The sequence below is a fragment of the Streptomyces sp. NPDC058619 genome, assembly GCF_042717785.1.
In the GTDB taxonomy this organism is placed as follows: domain Bacteria; phylum Actinomycetota; class Actinomycetes; order Streptomycetales; family Streptomycetaceae; genus Streptomyces.
This window is the reverse complement of record NZ_JBHXQN010000002.1, coordinates 224,731-246,081: the sequence shown is the minus strand read 5'-3', so window position 1 is coordinate 246,081 and position 21,351 is coordinate 224,731. Positions and strand designations below refer to the sequence as shown.

General features: G+C 69.5%; 19 protein-coding genes. All 19 read right to left on the bottom strand.

The genetic code is table 11. The annotated features are described in order from the left end of the window. Window positions 1-6: 6 nt before the first annotated feature. The gene (locus ACFWTC_RS03265) at window positions 7-450 is read right to left on the bottom strand and encodes a hypothetical protein (RefSeq protein ID WP_384025624.1); all 444 of its coding nucleotides are present in this window, start codon (window positions 448-450) and stop codon (window positions 7-9) included. 9 nt (window positions 451-459) lie between these two features. Continuing rightward, window positions 460-3,816 (bottom strand): hypothetical protein, encoded by a 3,357-nt coding sequence (locus ACFWTC_RS03260; protein ID WP_384025621.1) that lies wholly within the window; start codon window positions 3,814-3,816, stop codon window positions 460-462. Beyond that, window positions 3,813-6,950, bottom strand: a complete 3,138-nt coding sequence (locus ACFWTC_RS03255; RefSeq protein WP_384025618.1) for a hypothetical protein — start codon at window positions 6,948-6,950, stop codon at window positions 3,813-3,815. The genes ACFWTC_RS03260 and ACFWTC_RS03255 overlap by 4 nt, the downstream gene beginning before the upstream one ends. A gap of 129 nt (window positions 6,951-7,079) precedes the next feature. Next, the gene (locus tag ACFWTC_RS03250) at window positions 7,080-7,493 is read right to left on the bottom strand and encodes a hypothetical protein (RefSeq protein ID WP_384025615.1); all 414 of its coding nucleotides are present in this window, start codon (window positions 7,491-7,493) and stop codon (window positions 7,080-7,082) included. A gap of 109 nt (window positions 7,494-7,602) precedes the next feature. Further along, on the bottom strand, window positions 7,603-8,010 hold the full coding sequence (locus ACFWTC_RS03245; protein ID WP_384025612.1) for a hypothetical protein: 408 nt from the start codon (window positions 8,008-8,010) through the stop codon (window positions 7,603-7,605). Window positions 8,011-8,013: 3 nt separating this feature from the next. Next, the gene (locus tag ACFWTC_RS03240; RefSeq protein WP_384025609.1) at window positions 8,014-8,451 is read right to left on the bottom strand and encodes a hypothetical protein; all 438 of its coding nucleotides are present in this window, start codon (window positions 8,449-8,451) and stop codon (window positions 8,014-8,016) included. An 8-nt stretch (window positions 8,452-8,459) separates the two neighbouring features. Beyond that, window positions 8,460-9,206, bottom strand: coding sequence for a hypothetical protein (locus tag ACFWTC_RS03235; protein ID WP_384025606.1), 747 nt, complete (start codon window positions 9,204-9,206; stop codon window positions 8,460-8,462). Then, entirely contained in the window at window positions 9,206-9,664 is a 459-nt protein-coding gene (locus tag ACFWTC_RS03230; RefSeq protein WP_384025603.1) for a hypothetical protein, read from the bottom strand. The genes ACFWTC_RS03235 and ACFWTC_RS03230 overlap by 1 nt, the downstream gene beginning before the upstream one ends. A gap of 4 nt (window positions 9,665-9,668) precedes the next feature. Beyond that, window positions 9,669-10,058, bottom strand: coding sequence for a hypothetical protein (locus tag ACFWTC_RS03225; protein WP_384025600.1), 390 nt, complete (start codon window positions 10,056-10,058; stop codon window positions 9,669-9,671). Beyond that, window positions 10,058-11,116 carry a hypothetical protein gene (locus ACFWTC_RS03220; protein ID WP_384025597.1) on the bottom strand — a complete coding sequence of 353 codons (1,059 nt, stop codon included), beginning with the start codon at window positions 11,114-11,116 and terminating at the stop codon, window positions 10,058-10,060. Before ACFWTC_RS03220 ends, ACFWTC_RS03225 begins: the two co-directional genes overlap by 1 nt. A gap of 2 nt (window positions 11,117-11,118) precedes the next feature. Further along, complete coding sequence (locus ACFWTC_RS03215) at window positions 11,119-11,721, bottom strand: hypothetical protein (RefSeq protein ID WP_384025594.1); 603 nt, start codon at window positions 11,719-11,721, stop codon at window positions 11,119-11,121. Further along, a complete protein-coding gene (locus ACFWTC_RS03210; RefSeq protein ID WP_384074025.1) occupies window positions 11,718-13,436 on the bottom strand; it encodes a hypothetical protein in 1,719 nt (572 codons plus the stop codon). The genes ACFWTC_RS03215 and ACFWTC_RS03210 overlap by 4 nt, the downstream gene beginning before the upstream one ends. A gap of 433 nt (window positions 13,437-13,869) precedes the next feature. Continuing rightward, on the bottom strand, window positions 13,870-14,328 hold the full coding sequence (locus ACFWTC_RS03205; protein ID WP_384025588.1) for a hypothetical protein: 459 nt from the start codon (window positions 14,326-14,328) through the stop codon (window positions 13,870-13,872). Window positions 14,329-14,340: 12 nt separating this feature from the next. Then, a complete protein-coding gene (locus ACFWTC_RS03200) occupies window positions 14,341-14,847 on the bottom strand; it encodes a hypothetical protein (protein WP_384025585.1) in 507 nt (168 codons plus the stop codon). Between the two features lie 96 nt (window positions 14,848-14,943). Beyond that, the gene (locus ACFWTC_RS03195; RefSeq protein WP_384025582.1) at window positions 14,944-16,314 is read right to left on the bottom strand and encodes a phage major capsid protein; all 1,371 of its coding nucleotides are present in this window, start codon (window positions 16,312-16,314) and stop codon (window positions 14,944-14,946) included. Next, window positions 16,311-17,264 carry a head maturation protease, ClpP-related gene (locus tag ACFWTC_RS03190; RefSeq protein ID WP_384025579.1) on the bottom strand — a complete coding sequence of 318 codons (954 nt, stop codon included), beginning with the start codon at window positions 17,262-17,264 and terminating at the stop codon, window positions 16,311-16,313. The genes ACFWTC_RS03195 and ACFWTC_RS03190 overlap by 4 nt, the downstream gene beginning before the upstream one ends. Window positions 17,265-17,455: 191 nt before the next feature. Beyond that, window positions 17,456-19,144, bottom strand: coding sequence for a phage portal protein (locus ACFWTC_RS03185; RefSeq protein ID WP_384025576.1), 1,689 nt, complete (start codon window positions 19,142-19,144; stop codon window positions 17,456-17,458). Window positions 19,145-19,335: 191 nt separating this feature from the next. Beyond that, the gene (locus tag ACFWTC_RS03180) at window positions 19,336-20,838 is read right to left on the bottom strand and encodes a hypothetical protein (protein WP_384074022.1); all 1,503 of its coding nucleotides are present in this window, start codon (window positions 20,836-20,838) and stop codon (window positions 19,336-19,338) included. Beyond that, window positions 20,822-21,340: a hypothetical protein gene (locus tag ACFWTC_RS03175; RefSeq protein ID WP_384074019.1), complete on the bottom strand. Its 519-nt coding sequence runs from the start codon at window positions 21,338-21,340 to the stop codon at window positions 20,822-20,824. The genes ACFWTC_RS03180 and ACFWTC_RS03175 overlap by 17 nt, the downstream gene beginning before the upstream one ends. Between the last annotated feature and the right edge of the window lie 11 nt (window positions 21,341-21,351).

Below are 21,351 nucleotides of genomic sequence, written 5' to 3'. Positions count from 1 at the left end.
GGTGGGTTAGGGCATGCCGACGAGGAGGATCTGCCGGTAGTCGTAGGTGCCGGTCGAGGCGTTGACCCGGTGCTGCATGGTCACCGTGAGGGTCTCGCCGGGCGTCAGCCCCGACAGGCGGTACGACAGGTCCACGGGCAAGTTCTGCGTCCCGTTGACGATCAACGCGGCCGTGTCGTTCGCCGTGTATACCGACCCCGCGATCGACCCCGACGCGTTCCACGACGTGATCGTGTTGTTCGTCGAGGAGTTCCGCTGTGTTGCCCGCAGCTCAACGACGACCGCCCCCGACGCCGGCACGATCACCGACGTCGAGAACGCGCCGCCCGTCGCCGCGTTGCCGTACGACGTCGACACCGTCGTCCGGGTCGTGGTGTCCTCGACCTGTGAACTCTCGATCGTCAGCAGGCCCGCGGTGAGGCGCTGCCCGGCCCGAAGATGCGTAGCCACGGTGGTCTCCTACAGTCCGAGGATGGGGGGATTGGCAAGCCGGATGTCCTCACCGGCGACCTGGGCCTTGCTGATCGCGTTGTAGGACCGGGTGACGGTGAGGCGCTGCGGCGACAGGACCACCCAGTCGTGAAAGCGGATCTGCGGTGACACGTTGGTGTTGCCGGTGAGGCCGGACGCGGCCAGGCCGACGACTCCGTCCGTGATCGGGCTGGAGACGACTGTCTCGTCGAGGTGCCACGTCACCGGCTCGACAGCTCCGGTTGCCCAGGCGCGGGCTAGGACACGGTTGCCGATGACCCGGACCCGGACCTCGATCACGGCGCCCGGTGTGTAGGTGACGCCGGTACTTACTGTTGAGCCGGTAACGGTGCCCCCGCGGGTCAGCGTCAACGACACGGTGCTGCCGGTGGTGAATTCGACACGGACCCGGTAGTAGGCGGACGAGCTCTGCCACCGGCAGAGGAGCGCCGCGACCAGCGAGCCGCCGGTTGCCGTCGCGGACACTGCGACCGCCGCCCGGATCTCGACGTCCTGGCAGGTCTCGGCGACCGTCTGGTGCCGGATCGTTGTTGGCGCTGATGCCAGCGTCACGATTCCGTACGTTGCGGCCACCGACCGCTCCGCCGCCGTCCCGTTTGTCAGCGTGTAGGTGTGGCCGTCCGAAGCGGTGCCCCAGCCGCCCGCGGCGACCGTCCGCGTGAACGTGTCCGCGGCGAGCGGCGCGCCTGCGGTCGCGGTGACGACCTCCCCGCCGACCCGCAGCCTGAACGGGTAGTCGGCCGGGGTCTCCGTCCAGATCGGGACCAGCCCGTCAGCGGTCTGCGTGGTGTGCACGACCAGCGTCGTCGCCGAGTTGGTAGCCGCGGCTCCGAGGACGGAGCCGTCCGTGTCCAGGTGGTCATCGTCGTCGAGGATGATCACCGTGTACGGGGACGCCGGCGCGCAGTGAAACCGCAGGTCCCACTCGTACTGCCACAGTGTCTCGGTGTAGCCCTGCACCAGTTGGTCGATCGTTCCCGGCGGGAGTTTCGCCACCGGCGGGCTCAGGACTTGCAGGCGGTCTCCGCAGTCGAGTTCGGCGACTGTGCCGATCAGCTCCGGGTTCGCCTGTAGCGCCACACGGATCGTCGGGTACCGGTGCTCGTCGACGGTCCCCAGGTTGACCAGCCACCCCGCATGGTTGGTGGTCTGTTGGTCGGTGTGCAGGTTGAGGGTGAAGCTCTCGGAGTACCGGTTGACTCCGGCCGGAGGGGGCAGGACGGACAGGGCCCCCGATTCGAGGGAGGCGTAGCCGGTCGCGCCCCCGGTCCGCTGCACGATCGCGTCGTTCAGGGTCATCTGGTCGTCGTCGATGGGGTCGAGGGGCGGCATCAGGTCGGTGGAGTAGGTGAGGGCGGCCGTCGGCGTCTGGTTGCACAGCGACGTCAGGTCCCGGTACGCGGCCGCCAGGGTGTTCCTCGACTCGTACAGCAGACCGTGGTCGGCGGCCTCGGCCTCCCGCCACAGTTCCATGATGGTCGCGGCGCGCTGGTTGCCGAGCTGCTCGCTGCCCGCGTCACTGACCGCGACGGGGATGTCCTCCTCGGCGCCGAGGCGGGCGATCCGGGAGGCCGCGGTCTCGCCCCGGTTCGCGATCGTCGCCGGTCCGGTGGAGGTGAACGCGTCGGCGGTGTTGCCGACCGCGACGTGGCCGACGGCAACCCCGTCGAGGCCGTCACCTATGACGACGTCGGTGGCCGCGCCGATGGCCGTCAGGGCGACGGTGCCGCTGGACGTGGTGCCGGACGTCGGGGAAAGACCGTCCAGGTAAAAAACGGTCAGGTCCCAGTCGACACCGACGCCCGCGGTCCTCAGGTCGAGGGCGACGATGACGGACTGCTGGCCGATCGCGAACGGCAGCCAGCCCGAGTCGACGAGCGTCGCCGCCGAGCCGGTGTCCACCACGATCAGCTTCAAGTCGCCGACGGAGTCGACGTAGATGCTGTAGCTGCGCATCCCCGTCGTCGTCATCGACATGAGCAGCGGGGTGCCGGTGATGGCCTGCGAAAAGTCTGCGAACAGGCGCAGCGAGAGGAACCCCGTGAACCCTGCGGGTGCGGGTGCAGGTACGGACCCGGTGAGACGGCTGTCGGCCGTGTGCACGGGCAGCGCGGCGGACGCCGCCCACCCGCTGTACGAGCCTGTCCGCAACGTCCCCGTGATCATCAGGGGTGGGGCCTGCTCGATGGCCGACGCGAGGAACGTCGCGGAGTCGCCGTCCTCGCACGGCCAGTAGGCGACGATCCCGGCCCGCGCCGGGCTGGCGAGCTCGCGCCGCATCGAAGACTTGATCGGCGCCTGCCGGCGGCCCAGCCGGCGCAGGATCCCGGCGGCTTCGACCGGTACCCAGATGTCCTTGCCGGAGGTGTCCCAGCGGGTAGGCCACGACGTCACCTCGCCGACGAAGCGGGTGCGCCGGTTGGAGATCAGGCTCGCGTCCGACACCGTCCACGTGCGGCCCGCCGCGTCCGCCCACGTTGTGGCGCCGACGGCCTGCGCGGTAAACACGGGGTTCGCGACGGCGCTGCCGCCGATACCGTTGCGGACTTCCACCGCGTGGACCCGGCCCGTGCAGCCCGGGGTGTCCCCGAGCGTCAGGTGCCCCACGTCCACGCTCGCGGTGCTGTTGAAAATGCTGGTCGTGCCGCTGGTAACGACCGGGTCACCGAGCTGCGTCCACGTCCCCGACAAGCTGTCCGAGGTGTAGAACGTCACGGTCCGGCCGGCGGCCCCGTTGTTGACGTCGAGGGTCGCCCGCACCGCCAGCGGCGCGCCCGGCGCCGCGTTCAGGCGCGCCGTGGACGTCGACGACTGGACCGCGCCGGACGTCCCGGACGTCGACCAGGCGAGTTGCAGGCAGCCCCGGTACAGCAGCAGCCGCCACGACCGCTGGTCGGTGGACTCCAGCCACTTCCCCATCAGTGACGTCGTCACGTACGGCGACCAGTCATCGAGGCGCCCCTCGAAACGGACGTCGATATCGCCCGTGATGTCGAGCGACGCATGGTCCACTGTGCTGGCCCGCTGCTCGGTGCTGGCGGTGAGGTCGAGAAACGGGGTCCCGGTGTTGACGCTGACCCTGATCAGGGTGTTGCGGCCGATCTTCCCGTAGTACTCGCCCGTCGGGTTCTTCGGCGCGTACTTCCCCAGCCGATTGTTCAAGGTCAGCGAGCAGCGGCCCGCGTCGACCTGCCCGCCCTCGTTGGCGCGGCCGCGGCTGATGCGGATCTCGTTGCGGGTGTAGACGTCGGAAGTGATCTCCGTCCAGGCGCCGTCGATCATCAGGTCGGTCTGGAGACCCAAGGGCGTCTGCGGGAACGTCATGAGCGCCGCCCCCCGAGGACCAGCTGAACGTCGCCGCCCCGCACCCGGATCGACTCCCGCAGCAGCTCCAGCAGCATGTCGTCGACCCTCGACCCCGACGACTGGATCTCCAGGACCGGCATGCTCGCGCCGGCCCCGCCGGCCATGCCGTCCGCGATCCGCTTCGAGTCAGGGTTCGACCGGACCCGGGAGCCGGGCGCCAGATCCACCAGCTCCGGGCCCTGCTCGCCGACCAGCGTCATCCGGGAGCGGGGCCCGCCGCCCGCGGCGCCGATGAGACCGCCATGGGCCCGCGCCTGCCCGCCCGGGTGCTGCTCACGGAACGTCCGGTACACGGTGTTGATGAATACGGTTCGATCATCAAGGCCGTTCACGGCGGCGTCCGCCTGCCGGACCTTGGCCATCAGGTCCGAGATCTCCGCCCTGATGGACGCCTGCTTGTCCAGCGGGGCCTTCGCCAGCCGCGACTGTGCGTCCCTCAGCTTCGTGTGCAGATCCTCGCTGTTGGCCCGCAGGTAGGCTGTTTTGTCCGGCGTCGCCAGGATCTGATTGGCGAGCGAGCGGGCCTGCGCCTCGGTCATGCCCATCGCGCCGGCGCTCTCGATAAGTTTCCCGCGGCCCCGCTCCCACACCTCCTGCGCCGCTTCCCAGCCCTGCCCGTTAGCCATCGTGGCCTCGACCGCCCGCATGGTGGTGGCCGCAAGGTCGTCGAGGGCCTGGTTGTTGGCGCGGCCCTTCTCGGTGTTCTCGTCGAGCGTCGCCCCGTTCCGCTTGAGGGCCTCGGCGGCCGCGTCGATCGCCGCCTCCATCGCCCGGACCCCGCCACGCGCGAGCAAGTACACCTCGTTGAGGGCGTGCAGCGACTGCACCAGCCCCGACACGCTCTGCTTTTGCATCTCCAACTTCGCCTGCACCGCCATGGCCTGCTCGCCGAAGACGCCCATGCTGCGGGCCGCCAACTCCTGCTCAGCCGCCAGTCCCGCCACCGCACCCTGGTACTCCGGGAAGATCGCCGCGATCTCCTGCGAGGTGGCCCCGGCGGCCCGCAGCGCCTGCTCGAACTGCATGAACTGGATGCTGGCTTCCTCGGCGTACCCGGACTTCGCCATGCCGGCAAATGCCTCGTCGAAGGCCTTGAAATCTTCTTTCGTCGCGCTCAGGGACTTCGATCCGCGTACGAGCTCGTCGAGCTTGCCCGTCATCCGGGTGACGGCCTCGATGCCCGGCACCCAGGATCCGAACTGCTCGGCCATGTCGAAGGTCTTCGTGGCCGCCTTCATCTCCGCGACCTTCTGAACGAACCCGTCCATATCGCCGAACGTCGACTTGAGTTCCCCCGTGAACTTCCCGGCCTCGCCCAACTTCTTGAGGCTGGTCGTCAGCCGGTCGACGTCCGGCGGCGCCCCCTTCGCCCGTTCCGCCAGCTCGTTGATCCCCATGACGACCGCCGTCAGCACAGCCAGGACGACCGTGGACTTCTGCATCGCGGACAGGCTGGCCGTCACACCCTGGATCGCAGCGCTCACCCCGGCGAAGCGGGCCGAGCGGATGAACATGGCCACGGCGCCCGACGCAGCCATGACCGCAGGGGCGACAGCACCCAGCGCGGCCGCCGCCAGACGCACCATGGCGAACGCCGATGCCAGCTGCACCAGCCGGGCCAGGAGCTCCGGCGGGATCGCGTTGACCATCTGCGCGAAAGCGTTGACCAGGCCGAGGACGCCGACGCCTGTCTCCGCGGCCGCGACGAGGAGCCGGCCGACGGCCTCGGCCAGATTGCCGAGGGTGTCCGCGACGAGCGGCCCGTGCTCCTCGGCGAACCGCATGAACTCGGCGATCCCGCCGGACGCCGTGCCGGAGGCCAGGGACTCCGCCAGCCGTACGACGCCCAGGTTCGCGCGCGCCAGGGTCTCCGTCGAAAACTTGGTGAACCGGGCCATGAGCCGGTCGAAGCCGGGGGACTCGATACCGCCGGCGAGGATCGTCATGAACCGGGACAGCTGCTCCGACGAGCCTCTCACCAGCGGCGTTAGTTTCGGAAACAGGGCCCCGAGCGCCGCGAACCCCTTCGTCGCCACGGGCAGGGTGTCACTGGCCAGCCCGTCGGACCAGTCCTTGTAGGCCGTCTTGAACAGGGTGAACGCGGCGGCGCCTTCCTGCACGACGCGCGGGGTGTGGGCGAGTTGCTGCGTGAACGCGGCCTCCGCGCGCATCGCCTGCGCCGACGTCCGCCCGAACTGCTCGCGCGCGTCGGTGACCGCCTGCTCCGCCTTCGACACCTCACCGAGCGCTTTGATCTGCGGGATGACCGCCGCCGTGAACGCCATGACGGCCACACCCGCCGCGCCCAGGCCCGCCGCGACCGGGGCGACAGCCGCCGCGACCGGGATGATGGCCGGCGCCAGGGCCAGCGCGGCAAGGAGCAGCTTGTTCATGCCGTCCGCGGAGTTCCCGGCCGACGACCCGAGCGACCCAACGTTCCCGCGGACCGCGGCCAGGCGCCCGCCGACCCCGCGCAGTGCGTCGTCGAGGCCGCTCATCTGCCCGCGCAGGGCGCCCACCCGGGTAGCCATCGCGTCCATGCGGCCGCCCGCACTGTCCGCGCTCCGGGACACGCTCCGCAACGACGTCGACAGGCTGGTGCTCGACGCCCGCAGCTCCTGCAACGCGACCGAGGCGAGCGCCGCCTGCCCCCGGAGGGACCGCAGGGCCTGCGCCGCCTCGTCGACAGCGTGCCGGAGGACCACCAGCGCCGCGGCGGCCGCCCCCGCCCGGCCCGTCAGCGCCGTCATCGCGGTGCCCGTGACGGTGGCGCTGGTCCGGAGCTCACGCATCGCGCGGGCGGACGTCGCCAGCTCGGCGCTGTCGCCGTGAACCTCGACGTTCAGCCGGACCGGGGCCTCGCCACGCAGCGCCGCGATCCGGGCCCGGAGCTCGGCCACGCCGGTCTCGGTGCGGTCGTTGAGGGACACGTCGAATGCGGCCGTACTGGCCAGTGCCGTACGAAGTTGGGTTACGGACTGGCTTGCGTCGCGCGCGCTCTGGCGGAGCTGCCGCATTGAGGCGTTGACGGGGGCCAGGCCGCCGGCGGACTGGTTGGAGACGCGAACCCGGATTTCCACGTCATTCGCCATCCGCGTCCCCTTCCGTACGTCCAGTCTGTTGGATCTTGATGAGTTGGAGCAGTTCGATCGGCTCGCTGTAGATGGCGCTGGGCAGGCAGTGGAACCGCTCGCACAGCCCGAGGATCAAATCCGCGTGGGCTAGCTCACGAGGCTGTCGGACAGGGGTTCCATCGGTAGCGACGCCTCCGGGAACGGCTCGCCATCGGGCGAGCTCGGCTCCAAAGGGGCAGGCACCTCAGCCTCTTTGGAGAGCGAGTCCATCCAGCCGTTGAGGATGGCGAGCATCAGGGCCTGGTCCTGAGCGAGGACGGCCTCCTGCGTCGTGGGGACCGGGGTGCCGTCCTCCTCTTCCAGGTTCCAGGAGATCAGCTTGTCGGCCATCTTCCGAAGCTGGTCGCCGACGTGGCGGACCTCGGGGGTCCCGGCGCCCATGCCAGTGATCTCCAGCCACTCGCCCAGGGTCAGACGGCGGAGGACGGCCTCGCAGCCGTGGTAGTCGTGGCCTTCCTCGAAGTCGAGGTGGATACGCGGAATCTTGTGCCTGTAGCCCACGGTGAGCCCCCTATTGGTTGTGCGGACAAACGCCGCCGTTTATCTGTCGACCGAAATTGCAGTTGTGGCAGAGCGCCCGGAAGCCTTCCAGGGATGCCATGACGTGGTATTAGCTCCAGACCGGGACAGTGCCGTCGGACAGGACGCCGGGTACGGCCCAGGTCAGTTCGCCGGAGTCGGACCGCTGGAGCGGGTAGTCGGTGAACAGGCATTCGTTGGTGAGGGTCTGGCCGCTGACGGCGAGGGTCACCGTCCGGGCGACGCTCGTGCTGGGGACCGTCTTGAACACGGCGTGGCTCTGGTTGGCCGCGTCGTTGAAAACCCCGTTCAGGGTGATCGAGAAGTCGGCGAGCAGGAGCAGCCGTTCCATCGCTGACTTGTCGATACCGGTGACGTCCTGCACCGCTCGCGGCGTCGCGAACTGGAGATTGGTGACATCGTTTTTGATCGCCTGCGGGGACCCCGACGCGTCATCGACGCTGCACGTGGTCCAGCCGAGGCCGCTTTCCTTCGCCATGGTCTATCCCTTCTGCTGCTGGTCGGTGAGCACCAGCTGGTGCTCACCGAAGTCCTCGACCCAGTCACTGGGGCGCTGGTGCTGGCGGACCCGGCCCGTCGGGTTGCCCCGCCAGTCGCCGTCCCGAACCCCGTAGGTCTCCGGGTTCGTCTTGTGCTCCGCGAAGCACCGCTGCCCGGAGTCGAACCGGAAGACCGTCAGACCCGCGGCGGTGCGCAGCTCGCTGAACGTCCGCCCGGCCTGCGTGCGGATGTACGCGGCCTGCGACCGGCCCAGCGACGTCATCTCGTCGACCGTCGACTCCCAGCCGGACAGCCACGCCGAACAGCCGACCTGCTGGCAGGCCGCCCGTACGAGAACGTCGGGCTGCCGGCGGATGCTGTACGTCTGGTACGCCTGCACGGCGTACAACGGGTCGATCCGGTTGATGGACTGCTGCATGGCACCTCCTAGAAGCTGGTCGCAACCTCGTTGCGGTTGACGGACACGGCGAAGACCGCGCTGGTGAAAGTCCCGGTCGTCACGACGCGGAGGTACCGCTCGACGGTCTGGGTGTCGGAAGTGACGATCCGCTGGCTGGTCACGCCGGTCGCCGCGGTGAAACCACCGCCGGTAACGTCGGCCCAGGCATCGGCGCCGCCGTTGTCGCTGGACTCCTGGAGCTTCACGGTGACGCTGGTCCCGGTGAACGCGAACACGTGCAGGTACGCCTGGAGGCCGAACAGAGTCGACCCGGTGCCGAAGTCGACGCTGCTGCCGTTCGTGCCGGTGGTGTCTGTCCGCTTCCCTGCGGTGAGGTTCGTGCCCCACTCCAGGCCGTAGCCGTTGCCCTGGTTGGATCCGGCGAAGGTGAGCGCGCCGTCGTCCGCCCGGGTGGGGTCGTAGTTGAGCTGCTTCGACACGAGGTTCGCGGACGCGCCGCCCAGGGTGGTGCCCCGGAAATACGTCATGATCACGTCGGTGGTGGGCAGCGCCGACAGGCGGGCGTGCGCCCGGCCAACCGCCGGGTTGAAGAACGACGTGTAGTCGATGTGGCCGTCGCGGCGCCCGCCGATCCGCTCGAACGCGGACTTGTCGATGCCGGTCACGTCGAGGAGCGCGGGGCCCCCGCTGATGCCGTTGACGGCGCCGATGTCACCGGACAGGTCGTAGCCCGCGATGTACAGCGCATCGCCGAGCCCGGACTGCTTTGCCATCAGGCCACCTGCTCCCAGAGATCATTCACGATGAGGGGAAGGGTGATCGTCATCACCCGGAACGTGGCGCCGCCCTGCTGGAGGTAGCCGGCGCGGACGAACAGCGGCACACCGTGCGCGCCCAGGACGTCCACGTTCCTGACCAGGCCGTCCAGCGTGTAGTCGCCGACGTACGCCGCGCACAGCTCATCGACCGCGGCCATCATGTCCGGGTCGATCGCGTCGGCCGGCTCGGACTGCGCCGACGTGTAGATCCGCACGTTGACGGCGAGGCGGACGGTTGTCGAGTCCAGGCCGGACGCCCGCACCGGCTGGACCGCGTCCACCCACACCGCGGCGGTCAGGCCCAGCGACGGCGCGTTCTTCACCGGCTCGTGGCCGTTGACCTGCTCGAACCGGCCCAAGGCCATGGCGTGGGAGACGACTCCGTCGAGGATCCCGGCGATGTTGAGGGTCATCGGGTCACCTCACCCTCGGCAGGTAGCGTTCCAGCAGTCGCTGCGCCATCTCCGGCGCCCGCGCGGCCAGCACGGCTTTCGTCTGCCGCCAGTGCTGGTAGCCCTTGAAGCGGGTGACGGGGAAATTTCGGGAGCCGACGCCCTCCAGCCACGGCCCGTAGACCACCCCGGAGTCGTGGACGCGGGACACCTCGGCGGACACCCGCTCGGTCATGACCTGCGACTCGTAGTAGCCCGTCGGATGCTTGAAGGCGAGGCCCATCAGATTGAGGGCGTGCTCCTCGGCGAACTCAGCGAGGTGCTCGCGGAGATCGTCGGCGTACTCGGCGAGCGCGGTAGCGGCCCGCCCGTCGAACAGCGGGCCCGTCGTGACGATCTCGACGTCGGACATCATCAGACCCCCCTGATCCTGGCCATACGGCCGTAGGCGTCGTAGACCTGCTGGCGCAGCGCGGCGATCCCGCGGAGGTCGCGGGTCCGCTCGCCGCCCGACTCGCTGGAGCGGACCGTGGTGATGTACGCCGAGTGCTCCTGGCCGAGGGTGCTCAAGGCCTCGCCGATCGCCAGGGTGCGGATCAACGCGGGCGGCTCCCAGCGGTGCACCGGCGCGGCCGCGCTATGGGCGGCGGCCGTCGTGCCGAGGACACCGCGGCGGACGGTCAGGGACCGCGAGGCGTACACGGCGGCGCCCGTGGTGTGCGCGGCCAGGGCGCTGCCATCCCAGCCGCGCTTCACGACCAGGTTGCTGCCGGCAACGTCGACGATCAGCATGCGCTCGCCGTCGACGAGGACGACCTCCCCGGCGGTGAACCCGGCCGTCGAGGCGACGGTCACGAGGACCGAGGCGGCCTTGACGTCGAGGTTGGCGGTGAGGGTCTGGCCGGTGGCGAGCATGGCCCGCTCGGTAACGGTCATCCGCTCGGTGTCAACGCGCAGGAGGCCACCGACGCCGAGCCGGGCGGACGCCGGGCCGTCCACGGCCACGGTCGTCTGGGTTGCGTCGAGGGCGCCGACGACGGTCCCAGACGTGGTCTCCTCGACGGGGCAGCCCGCCCACAGGCCGGTGATGGAGATGTCCCGCTGCCACGTCGGGCCGCCACCGAACGCCGCGCTGGAGGCGAGGGACAGCTCCAGCCGGTTGTACGGCGGCCCGTACGCGGCGGGCTCCAGCAGGACGTCCGCCGGGCTGATGGCGGTGCCGCCCGAGGTGATGGCGCTGACGGACAGCAGCTCGTTGCCGTCGAGCCACAGGCGGCTTGCGCCCGCGCGCTGCGCGTTCGGCCAGTCGAAGGCCCGCGTGGCGATCTCCGGGTAGAAGATCCGGTGGCACAGCCTTTCGGCCGCCCGGGAACCGGCGTCCAGACCACGGTCGATCTGCCCAGCGTTGCGGGCGGTCTCTTTGCTGTCGAGGGCGCGCTGCACGTCCTCGCGGGTGGCGTACCAGATGCCCATGGTCAGCTCACCCCGTACCACTGGGAGGCCCAGCCGGTCGTGATGATCGTTGTCAGCTGGTTGGCGAGGGTGAGGCTGGTCGGGAGGCTGGTCTGTGCGGTGAGCATGTTGGCGTAGCGCAGGTTCGGCGCGGTGAGGCCCGCGTTGACGGACACCCCGGCGCCGCTGGCCTTGAAGTGCAGCGAGTTCGTGGTCCAGGTGCCGTTGAGGAGCATGGCTATGTAGTACGCGCCGGGCTCCGCGTCGAACGGGGCCGTCAGCGGGAGGGCCTTCGCGGTGGCGCCGGTCATGAGGCTGGCGGAGATGTCGGCGGTCGTGCCGCGCAGGGTGCCCGCCGCGTCGTACACGCCGAGGAAGCAGTTTGCGAGGGACGCCCCCGCGTCGACGCCGGACAGGCCGATCCACACGTTCGACCAGGTGATGCGGCGCCGGATCAGGATTCGGACGAGGGTGATCCGGCCGGCGACGCCGCCCGAGGACTGGGCGGTGACGTGCCCGGCCATGTTCGGGTCGTACGTCCAGGCGAGGAGGCCTTGCTCGGACGGCAGGTCGGCGTCGAGGAGCAGGTTCGCGCGGGCGTCTCCGGCTGTGCTGAGGGTGCTCATGCGACCACGTACCAGTTGCCGCCGGAGGGGATGACCGTGGCGGTATCCCACTGGGCGGAGAGGACTTTGGTCGCGGCGCCGTCGATCGTCTCCGCACCTGCGGCCGCGATGGTGACCGTGTTGCCCGACACGTCGACCTTCTTGACGGTGTAGCTGTTCGGGGTGGCCACGGCCGAGATCAGGGTGATGACCCGGGCGCCCGCGGTGGCGTCGACGAGCAGCACGTCGTCAATAACGCGCACAGTCTGGCTCGTCGACACGGCCCGAACGGGGAACGGGGCCTGCGCGTTGATCAATTTGATGCCGCACGGGTTGCCGACGGTCACACCGGACTCGGTGAACAGGCCGGTCAGGCGGACGATGCCGCGCGCGGCGGCCATCGCTCCGGCGCTGCTGCCCGCGATGTTCGGCGTCCCCGACTCGGTGGACAGCTGGTCGATGTCGACGATCGGGCCGATCCCGTTCGAGCCGGTCCCCATGATGTACAGCTCGTTGGTGCACGCCTCGATGCTCGCGTTGAGGATCTTCATGGCGTGGACGGAGCCGACCGAGCTGGCGTACGTCCCGACCGCAACCAGCCCGGCCCAGCAGTACAGGGCCATGTACCGGTCGACCATCGCGTGCTCGGTGATGAACGCCGCGTACGTGTAGCCGCCCCCGACGGACAGATTCTTCGCCACGACGTTGTCGTTGTTCCCGGGCGCCGGGAGCAGCAGACCGGCACTGAGACCGGTACCGAGGGTGCCGGGCGAGGTGTAGTCCGTGGACGGGCTGGCGACGGTACCGAGCGTGCCGATGCCGAGGTTTTCGATGTGAGCGTTGGCGCATCCGTACAGGTTGGCGGCGCCGTACGTCAGGCCGTACGTGCTGTGCGTCGTCAGGATCGCCATGTTCCGGATCACCGGCATGACGTTGCTGAACAGCGCGGCCGCCCCGTACCCGAACCCCTCGTTGGGCCCGCACAGCACGGCCGGGTTGCCGTCGGCGTTGATGCTGTTGGTCTGCGCGACGGTGGAGGCGAACACGCCGGCGGACACCCAGCAGCTCCCAGCGAGCTGCGGCACGGTCTGCTGCCAGTGCCGGACCGCGGCCGCCCCGTCGCTCTCGCCCCGGAACTCCAGGATCGGCTTGTTGCCGGTGGTCGGGTACACCCCGAACACGATCTGCCCGTTCCCACTCTTGGTGTTGTTGAGCGGGCCCGCGATGAGGAACGACTGCGGCGGGGTGTACACCTGCGCGTACGTGCTGCCCGCGGCCAGGTACGCCTCCGCCGCATCGACCGCGGCCTGGATGGCGGCGGTGTTGTCGGTGCCCCAGATGACGAGGGCGCCGCTGGCCGTCGACCCGGCGTTGCTGCCGAGGGTGACCTGGGTGTCGCTCTGCCTGCTGACGATGGTGGTAACCAAGCTAGTCACGCCAGTCGCCGCCGCACCCTTGACGATCACGTACTTCCCGACGGGGCTGGCCGCGACCGTGAACGGGCCGGACGCGCAGGTGAGGACAGCGCTGCCCGAGGACATGGCGCCGTCGGTCGCGATCCGGACATCGCCGACGGCGCCGTAGGTGGTGACGTCGAACACCCACGGGCTGGCCGCAGAGAACCGCTCGTCATCGCCCGCAGCCACAGTGCCAGCCGTCGTACCGACGTCCAGGACGGCGGCATCACCCAACCCGAGTCGGGATCGGCCCTCCGCTGCTGTGTTGATGGTGCTCACTCGTCACCTCCTTCCGTGTCGTGGGTGGCGCGGTCAGTCGTCAGACGTGGCGGCCGCCGGGCCGCCATCCGTCCCAGGGGCAGAAGAGCTCGCCGTCGGGGCCTTCTTTGAGCGGCTCGCCGTCTTGCGGGCAGGCGACGGGGGTCCGGTCTTGTTCGGCTCGCTGCTCTGCTCGGATGTCTTTGACGATGCTGAGGAGCTCTTCCCAGGAGATGACGCACCTCCGTCGTCGGGGGCCGGTGCCGCGCTCGCGGGGGGCTCAGCGGCACCGGCTGTCTCGGGGTCGGCGGCAGCGTTGGACGCCCCACCGTGAACGGTGATCTTCGGCATGGGTTCTCCCTCGTCGAGGTAGGCCGTGGAGTGGCAGTGCGGGCAGCGCGGAGCACCCACCGAGTAGACGGCGGTGCAGTCCGCGCACACCCAGACCGCCATGTCAGGCCGCCACTACCGTCGCGCCGTCGTCGAACGGAACGTAGGTCAGGTACCAGGTGATATCGCCGTCGGTCCCAGCAGATACGGATTCGATCTGTCCGACCGGGAGCGGCAGCGAAGCCGGGATGTTGTAGCCGCCCTTGAGGAGGGCCGGTGCCGCGGTGGTGCCCTGCCCGAAGCCGATGACCGTGCCGGCCGCGGTGTCGGTGGTTCCGATGTCCGTGGCGGCGTTGATGTCGGTCGTGTCCCCTGTGGTGGGGTTGAACTGCAGCTTGTAGCTGTTGGCCACCGTGATCGACGTGGTGACCACGCCGAACAGGCTGGTGACCATGACCCGGCCGCCAGCCACTGTGAACAGGGGCACGGTGGTCGCGGCGAGCGTGCCGGTTGCCTTCGAGACCGGCGCGGAGCCGAGGACGAGAGTCCGCTGAGAGCGGCCCGACGTGGGAGATGCAGACATCTGTCAGGCTCCTTAGCTCAGCGGGGCGACGAGGTTGGCGGGGGTGCGCTGGACCGCGAGGTCACGCAGCAGGTACAGGCCGGAGCAGTGCCGGGTGCCGTTGGTGCCGAGGTCGGGGATGTCGAGGCTGATGTAGTCGTAGCCGTCCGACAGCTGGCGGGCGTCGACCTCGATGACGAGGAGGAGTTCCTCGGATGCGGCGCCGGCGTTGGTGATCTCCGAGGCGGCGGACTGTGTGGCCCGGGTCCAGGTCTCGTCACCGTCGAGGGTGGCCTCTGACTTGTAGTAGTAGTACGTGATCACGTCGAGGTCGGCGGTCGTGCCGCCCGACGAGGCGGTGTGCTGCTGAAGGTCGACGTCGGTGATGTCCGTCGACGCGCCGGTGGTCTGCACGACGATCGTGCAGCCGCCCGCGTTGCGCAGCGATACGCGCTTGCCGGTGATTGCACCCGCGACCGCGTCCGTGGGGACGAACGCCGTCGAGATGTCGAAGAGGCGTCCCAGTCCGTCCTGTGCCATGAGCTTTTCTCCTGTCTGAGGGGCCCTGCCGGGGCGACACTGCCGGCCCGGGTGGTGGCGGGCGCCGGGGGTTGATTGCCGGCGCCCGCCGGGTTGTTACGCGCGGTCCGCGATCTCGACGAACGGGCTGAGCGTGGGTCCGCCGTTCGCGGGGGTGATCGGGGACTGGAGCCACGGCCGGCCGTCGACGCGCTGGATGATCCGGTACGCGGTCTGGTCGTTGCCGAACTTGTACTCGGTGCTGCTCGCGGCGGTCATCTGCTGCCGGTCGCCGATGAGGTAGTACGACAGGTCCACGAAGCACAGGTCGGAGCGGTCGCCGAGGCGACCGGCTTTCTCCGCGACGACGAGCGGCCGACCGAAGATCGTCATCGGGGCGGGGCCGGCGACGTTGGTCAGCATGACCGGGCCGCCACCCGTGCCGACCGACAGGGCCATCGTGTACAGCTCGGGGATCGCTTCCGGAGAGCACACCCAGATGCCGCGCGAGAGGCTGGACGGCAGCATCCGCGAGTACATCTTGATGACGTTCTCGACGACGATGGTGTCCGCGGTCTGGCCGGTCTCCTTGGTGACGGCGACGCCCGCCGGGTTGGCGGCGCCCAGGAAGCCAAGGGGCTCGCCGACACCGGTGCCCGACATGAACGCCAGGTCTTCGAAGTGGGCCAGGGCCTGCGGCCACAGCGTTTCGATCAGCGACGAGAAGCTGATGAGGGAGTCCTGGAGCAGCTCGTTCGGGACGACGGCGAAGCCGGTGAGCTTCTTCGCGTCGAGGACGGCGCGGGCGAACTTCGGGTTGGACTCGACGAGGGCGGCGCCCTCCTCACCCCAGTAGCCGACCATGCCGCCGAAGACGGAACCGACGTTGGTCGTCGAGTCGATCATCGGGAAGGGGACGCGGGCGGTTTCCATCGGCACGACGGTCGCGCGCGGACGGACTACGGACTCTTCGAGCGCGATCTGCAGCAGCTGCGAGCGCAGCGTCTCAGGGACCAGGAACCCGCCGTCGGCCGGGATGACGGAGCTGTACGCGTTGCGGAGCTCGTCCATCTTGGCGAGGGCCTGCGGGTCGCGGTTGAGGTGCCAGGCGTGCCGGAAATAATCCGCGGCGTTCTCGAACTTGCCGTCGAGGACCGAGCCGACGGCCCTCGCGTTGTAGGCGGTGGCCTGCTTGTGGCTGGACAGCATGTTCGCCGGCCGGGTTTGCGGGTCGAGGTTCAGCCGCTGGATGTTGTCCCGGTCGGCGTTCTGGCCGTTGTCGCGCAGCAGGTTGGCGAGCTGCCGCTGCGTCTCGACTTCGATCTGCCGCTGCATGTCGGTGCCGTCGCCCTGCTGCCGCTGGGCGTAGGCGTCGATGAAGTCCTTCGTGGACTCCTTCGTGGCGAAGATCTCCTTGGCCCGGGTGGGGTCGGCGATCATCTCCGCCAGTTCATCGCTGTTGCGCGGCGTGGGGATGGTGGTTGTCACGATGCCTCCTTCAAGGCGCTGCCTGTCGCCGCGCTGTGCGACGGGGTGGTGTCGGTGAGGTGGGCGACGGCTGCGGCCCACGGGTCGGTGGTGGGTTCGCAGAGGCGCGCGGTGAGAGCGGTCCAGGGGTCCGGCTCGGGCTCGGCGGCGGGCGCCGGCGGGGCGGCGAGGTGGGGCAGGAGGTCGACGGTCTCGGGGCCATGCTCGCCCTGGATCGTCATCTCCAGGACCGTCACCTCAGCGACGGGCAGGGGCTCGACGACCGGCTCGACGGCGGCCGCCGGGGGCGCCGTGTTGATGACCGGGGCGGGCGCCTGCTCGCGGCCGGCGTAGTTGAAGACGGACAGGTCCCAGCGGGCGGTCACCTGCTCGGCGGGCTGCTCGCCCTTCCGAGGCAGCGTCTCGACCTCGTCGGCCAGGCCCGCCGCGACGGTCTCCTCGGCGTTGAACCAGGTCTCGGCCTTCATCCGCTCGCGCCACTCGTCGGGCGTCCCGCCCGCGCGCTCGGCATAGATCGCGGCGATGTTGTCCGACTGCTTTTCCAGGAGGGCGGCCATCTGCGCCATGTCGGCGGCGTTGCCCATGCACAGCCCGGCGCCCTCATGGATCATCATCTGGCTGCCGGACAGCATGACGATCCGGTCTCCGGCCTGCGCGATGACGGAGGCGATCGATGCGGCGAGCGCGGAGACGCGGACGGTGACGTTGGCGGGGTGGGTGCGCAGCGCATTGTAGATCGCGATGCCCTCGAAGATCTCCCCGCCCGGGCTGGAGAGGTTCACGGTGATGTCGGTGGCGGACACCTGCGCCAGCTCCCGCTGGAAGGCGGCGGCGTTGACGCCCCAGAACCCGATCTCGTCGAAGATGTCGACGACGGCCTGGCCGCCCGCCTGGTTGGTGATGCGGTACCAGTCGCGGCGCTCGACGACGGCGCCCGCCTGGAGGTTCACGCCAGGCCTGACAACGTTGTCATTCCCTGCTGCGGCACGAGGCGCGCCAGCGAGGAACTCCCGGATGGCCCCCTGCGACAGGGCCATGTTGAACGTACGGGCACGGCGCGGGAGAGGCCCCAGCCTGCGCACAGCGGACTCCGCAACTCCCCGCGAGTCGTTACTCATGATGCACCACGTCGACATCTGCGTCACTCCTCGCCCTCGCTGGCCTTGCCGCGCTTGATGACCTTGCAGCGGCAGGCGTTGCCGTGCTCGGCGCCGATGCAGTGGATGTAACCCGCCCCGCCCGGGTAGTCCCGGTAGGCGGCCGCCCGGTTCTTGTACAGGCGGCCGTCGTTGTCCCGGCACGGCTCACACGAGTTGTCGTCGTCGGAGGCCACGACCACCCAGCGCTGCGCCGCCTGCACGTCGGGCACGCCGAGGAAGGCGGCCAGCTCAGGCCCGAGCGGCAGCGAGCCGACCGCCTCCTCCTCCCCGCTCGCCGCCGGAGCCGCGACAGCGGGAGACTTGGGCCGGCGAGACCTCTCGCCGGACAGCACCACGGACAGATCCAGCCCGGCGCCGGCCCGGTTGCAGATCTCCCTGGCCTCCGCGGAGGTGAGGACGGTGCCGACACCCAGATAGATCGACTGGACCATGTCGGCGATCTCACGCGGCGTCGCCTGGCCTTCGCCGCCCGCAGCGGGCGCAGCTTCGATGTCCGGCAGCCCAACCGCAGCGAGGACCGCCTCGGTGGACAGGCCGGCTTCGATCAGGGTTCGGGCGGCGGATGTACGGGCAGTGAGCTCCTTGGCTGCCAGCTCTCGGTCTTCGCTGACGGGGTTTTCGTAGTCGAACTCCAGGTCCTGCGTTGTGGCGCCGAACATCGGCAGCAGGTCGTGGTTGAGGGCGCTCTTGAAGCGCTCCAGCCGAGGCACGGTGAGCATGGAGGAGAACCAGGCGGCAGAGGCGTCAGCGCTGGCGCGGTTCACGTCCTCTACGTCACCGACGGCGAACTTCGGCATGCCGAAGGCGCCCCGGATCACGCCGTTGGACACGCCCTGTAGCTCGGCGAACTGCATGTCCCGCTGGGTGAATTTGCGGTCGATCCACTTGCCGTGCTCCAGGATCGCGACCCTGTGAGCGTTGGCGACGCCGCGGTGCTGCTCGTTCCAGCGGGCGCGCAGCTCGTCGAACTGCGGGTCGGAGAGGGCGTTGGGGACCTCGATGATCCCGCCGGGCTCAGCACTGTTGAGGAAGAAGTTGCGGTTCCACTCGGCGCTGTACTTCGTGGCGTCGAGGTCGGTCATGATCGCCTGCACGGGGCCCATTCCGCGGTACGGGTCCAGCGGGTTCGGCATCCGCAGTTGGATGACCTGGTTCAGCTCCAGCGCGATCTGCTGTCCGTCGGGGCCCTGGTACATGTAGCCGCGGAGGTAGGTCTCCGGGTCCGGGATCGGGGTGATCCGGTCGGGGCGGACGGGCCACAGCTCCAGCGGGATCGGAGACGCCTTGTGTCGGGAGACGACCCACCAGCCTTCGCCGGTGAGGTCGACGTGCTGCTGCACAACCTCGACGAATTCCTGCCGCGGCATGAACGGGTTCGGCTTGTTCCACAGGTCGAGGGCTGCGTGCGACGTGACTTCGACCCGGTCCTCTTTGCGGCCGGACTTCGCCTTGCGCCACAGCTTCCACTCGACCTGCGACGTGGCGTTCGACGTGCGGTTGACGATGGAGAACAGCGTGCCCACGCTGCCCATGGCGGCCATCTGCGCGGTGGCGTCGCGGCGTCCGCCGAAGCCGAAGCCGTGGGACTGGGCGCGGCTGGAGAACGGGACAGGCGGTGCGGCGGGGGCGGCGACGCGGTTGAGGATGGCGCCGAGCATCGTCCTCCCCATGGCCACCTCCTACCGTCCGGCCTCGTTGGTGCTGTCGTAGCGCCATTCGAGGAGCCATGCCCCCAGGCCGAGGCTGATCCAGCCGGCTGGTTGATAGATCATACCTATGCCGATCGCCACTAGCATAGTTCCAGTCAATGCCAATACGGCGGGAAGAGCCCTATTTAGGACGCTGACGATCGTTTTGCGGCTCACAGCCACCTCACCCGGGTCCGGCCCGCGCTGTAGAACGCGAGCAGCAGTGCGTCGGCGTTGTCGGGGCTCCGACCCAGCCGTTTGATGATTTCGGCCTTGGGCTCCACGCGGATCTTCCCGTTCGGGTCGACGTCCCAACGGGGCTCCAGGAGCTGGGCGATCGTGGTGTCCGCGTTCTCCATGCGGGCGAGATCCCAGCCGGCGGACGCAGACAGACCGCGGCCGACCTCCCACCACATCTCCGCGCGAAGGTTGACGTACTTCGTCTTGTCGCTGGCGGACTCGGCGACGTTGACCGCGACGATCGACGCGGTGTGCTCGCCACGGTTGGCCGCGTTGCGGAGCTCGCCGATCACCCCGAAGCCGATGCCAATGCTGTCGATCTTGACGGCGGTCGCGCCGGTGTCCTTGATGGCCTGGATGATGAGTGGGGCGATCAGCTCCGGCCGGTCGGTGTGCGCCCGCCACTCCCTGCCCGCGTGCCGGCCGCGGCGCTCGCGGATGACGGTCTCGTCGCCACCACCACCGACGTCGACGCCCAGCTCGACGGGCACCATGGTCTCCGGCCGCGGGCGCGCGTCGAGGGCGACCCGGCATGCTGCGATGTCGGATGCGCGCACCACCTGGTTGGGAGCGTCGGACGTGAACTCCCCCAGGACCTTGCTCCTGTAGACCGGGTTGTCCTCGCCCCACTCCCGTGTCTTCTCCGCGACCCAGTCGGCGCCGACGAGGGACGCGGACATCTCCTCCGGGACTTCCTCGCCGGTCAGGTTCGGGGAGTCGAACGCGGAGATGGTGATCTGGTGCCAGCCGGACCCCGGCGTGCAGACCTTCCGGAAGTGGGACGCCGGATTGTCCGGATTGCCGATGGCGAGGATCCGGCAGTCGGGCCCGGTCGCCAGCGCGTCGGCCGCGATCCATAGCTGCTCGGGGATCCCGCACGCCTCATCGAGGATCACGAGGACGTACCGGGCGTGGATGCCCTGGAAGCCACTCGCATCGTGATCAGCGGGTTTGCGGCCGTAGCCGACGAGCTCATCGTCGATCAGCCACTCGGTCTGGTTGACGCGGCCGGCGAGCTGGCCGGAGCGGTGGTGCTTGCGGATGTACCGCCACAGGATCGCCCGGACTTGGGAGAACGTCGGAGCCGTCGATACGACGAACGCTTCGCCGGGCGGGTGGGTGTCGAGCCACCAAGTGACGACGAGCGCCGCTGTCCAGCTCTTGCCGACGCCGTGGCCGGAGCGGACGGCCGTACGCCGGTGATCGCGGACCGCGTTGAGGATCTCCCGCTGTTTCGACCAGACCGTCTGTCGCAGGCGTTCGCGGACCCAGGTGACCGGATGGCCCTGGTAGCGGGCCGCGCGCTCGGCCAATTCCCGCTGCTCCAGGCCCGCCTTGAGACGGTCGCGGATCACGCGCAGCTGCTTGGAGTCCCCGGCCCGCACGAGCTCTTCGACCTGCGCGCGGAACCGGGTCAGGTCAGGGGGTGCCGTCATCGTCCGGCCGCTGCGCGATCCGGTCGAGGATCTGTGCGATCTCGCTGCCGATCTGGTCCGCTTCGACGCTGACCTTCGACGGGGCGTCGAGGCCGACGAGCTTGCGCCGCGACTCGGAGATGCGGAGCAGGCGGTCGATGGCTTGGAGGACGGGCGCGTCGTCGGGGAGCGGGGCGCCGTTGAGGTCGACGACGCGGCCGTTGGAGACGACGACGTGCTGCCGCTCCAGCACTTCCCATGCCGCTTCGGACATGCGGTCCAGGCGCTCGCGTTCCAGCTGGCGCAGCTCGTCGCCGGCTTCCCGCACCGTCTCTTCGAGGACTTGCTTGACCGCGTTGTACGCGGACCCTCTGCAGGCGTAGCCGACTTCCTTGGCGATCCGCTCGTACGACCAGCCCATCGCGCGGAGGCGGGCGGCGTGGGCCCGCTTCTCGGCGGCGTCGACGGTGGCCGTGAACCGGTTGTGTCCGTCGCGGACCTTGTGGACTGGTGCGTCTCCCATGGGTGGCCTCC

Bases quoted from the DNA above. Each gene is read 5' to 3' on its own strand.
- ACFWTC_RS03215 (WP_384025594.1), bottom strand. From the start codon at position 11,721: ATGAGCACCCTCAGCACAGCCGGAGACGCCCGCGCGAACCTGCTCCTC.
- ACFWTC_RS03200 (WP_384025585.1), bottom strand. From the start codon at position 14,847: ATGGCACAGGACGGACTGGGACGCCTCTTCGACATCTCGACGGCGTTC.
- ACFWTC_RS03255 (WP_384025618.1), bottom strand. From the start codon at position 6,950: ATGGCGAATGACGTGGAAATCCGGGTTCGCGTCTCCAACCAGTCCGCC.
- ACFWTC_RS03235 (WP_384025606.1), bottom strand. From the start codon at position 9,206: ATGGCAAAGCAGTCCGGGCTCGGCGATGCGCTGTACATCGCGGGCTAC.
- ACFWTC_RS03225 (WP_384025600.1), bottom strand. From the start codon at position 10,058: ATGATGTCCGACGTCGAGATCGTCACGACGGGCCCGCTGTTCGACGGG.
- ACFWTC_RS03245 (WP_384025612.1), bottom strand. From the start codon at position 8,010: ATGGCGAAGGAAAGCGGCCTCGGCTGGACCACGTGCAGCGTCGATGAC.
- ACFWTC_RS03240 (WP_384025609.1), bottom strand. From the start codon at position 8,451: ATGCAGCAGTCCATCAACCGGATCGACCCGTTGTACGCCGTGCAGGCG.
- ACFWTC_RS03185 (WP_384025576.1), bottom strand. From the start codon at position 19,144: ATGGGGAGGACGATGCTCGGCGCCATCCTCAACCGCGTCGCCGCCCCC.
- ACFWTC_RS03205 (WP_384025588.1), bottom strand. From the start codon at position 14,328: ATGTCTGCATCTCCCACGTCGGGCCGCTCTCAGCGGACTCTCGTCCTC.
- ACFWTC_RS03260 (WP_384025621.1), bottom strand. From the start codon at position 3,816: ATGACGTTCCCGCAGACGCCCTTGGGTCTCCAGACCGACCTGATGATC.
- ACFWTC_RS03220 (WP_384025597.1), bottom strand. From the start codon at position 11,116: ATGGGCATCTGGTACGCCACCCGCGAGGACGTGCAGCGCGCCCTCGAC.
- ACFWTC_RS03230 (WP_384025603.1), bottom strand. From the start codon at position 9,664: ATGACCCTCAACATCGCCGGGATCCTCGACGGAGTCGTCTCCCACGCC.
- ACFWTC_RS03175 (WP_384074019.1), bottom strand. From the start codon at position 21,340: ATGGGAGACGCACCAGTCCACAAGGTCCGCGACGGACACAACCGGTTC.
- ACFWTC_RS03180 (WP_384074022.1), bottom strand. From the start codon at position 20,838: ATGACGGCACCCCCTGACCTGACCCGGTTCCGCGCGCAGGTCGAAGAG.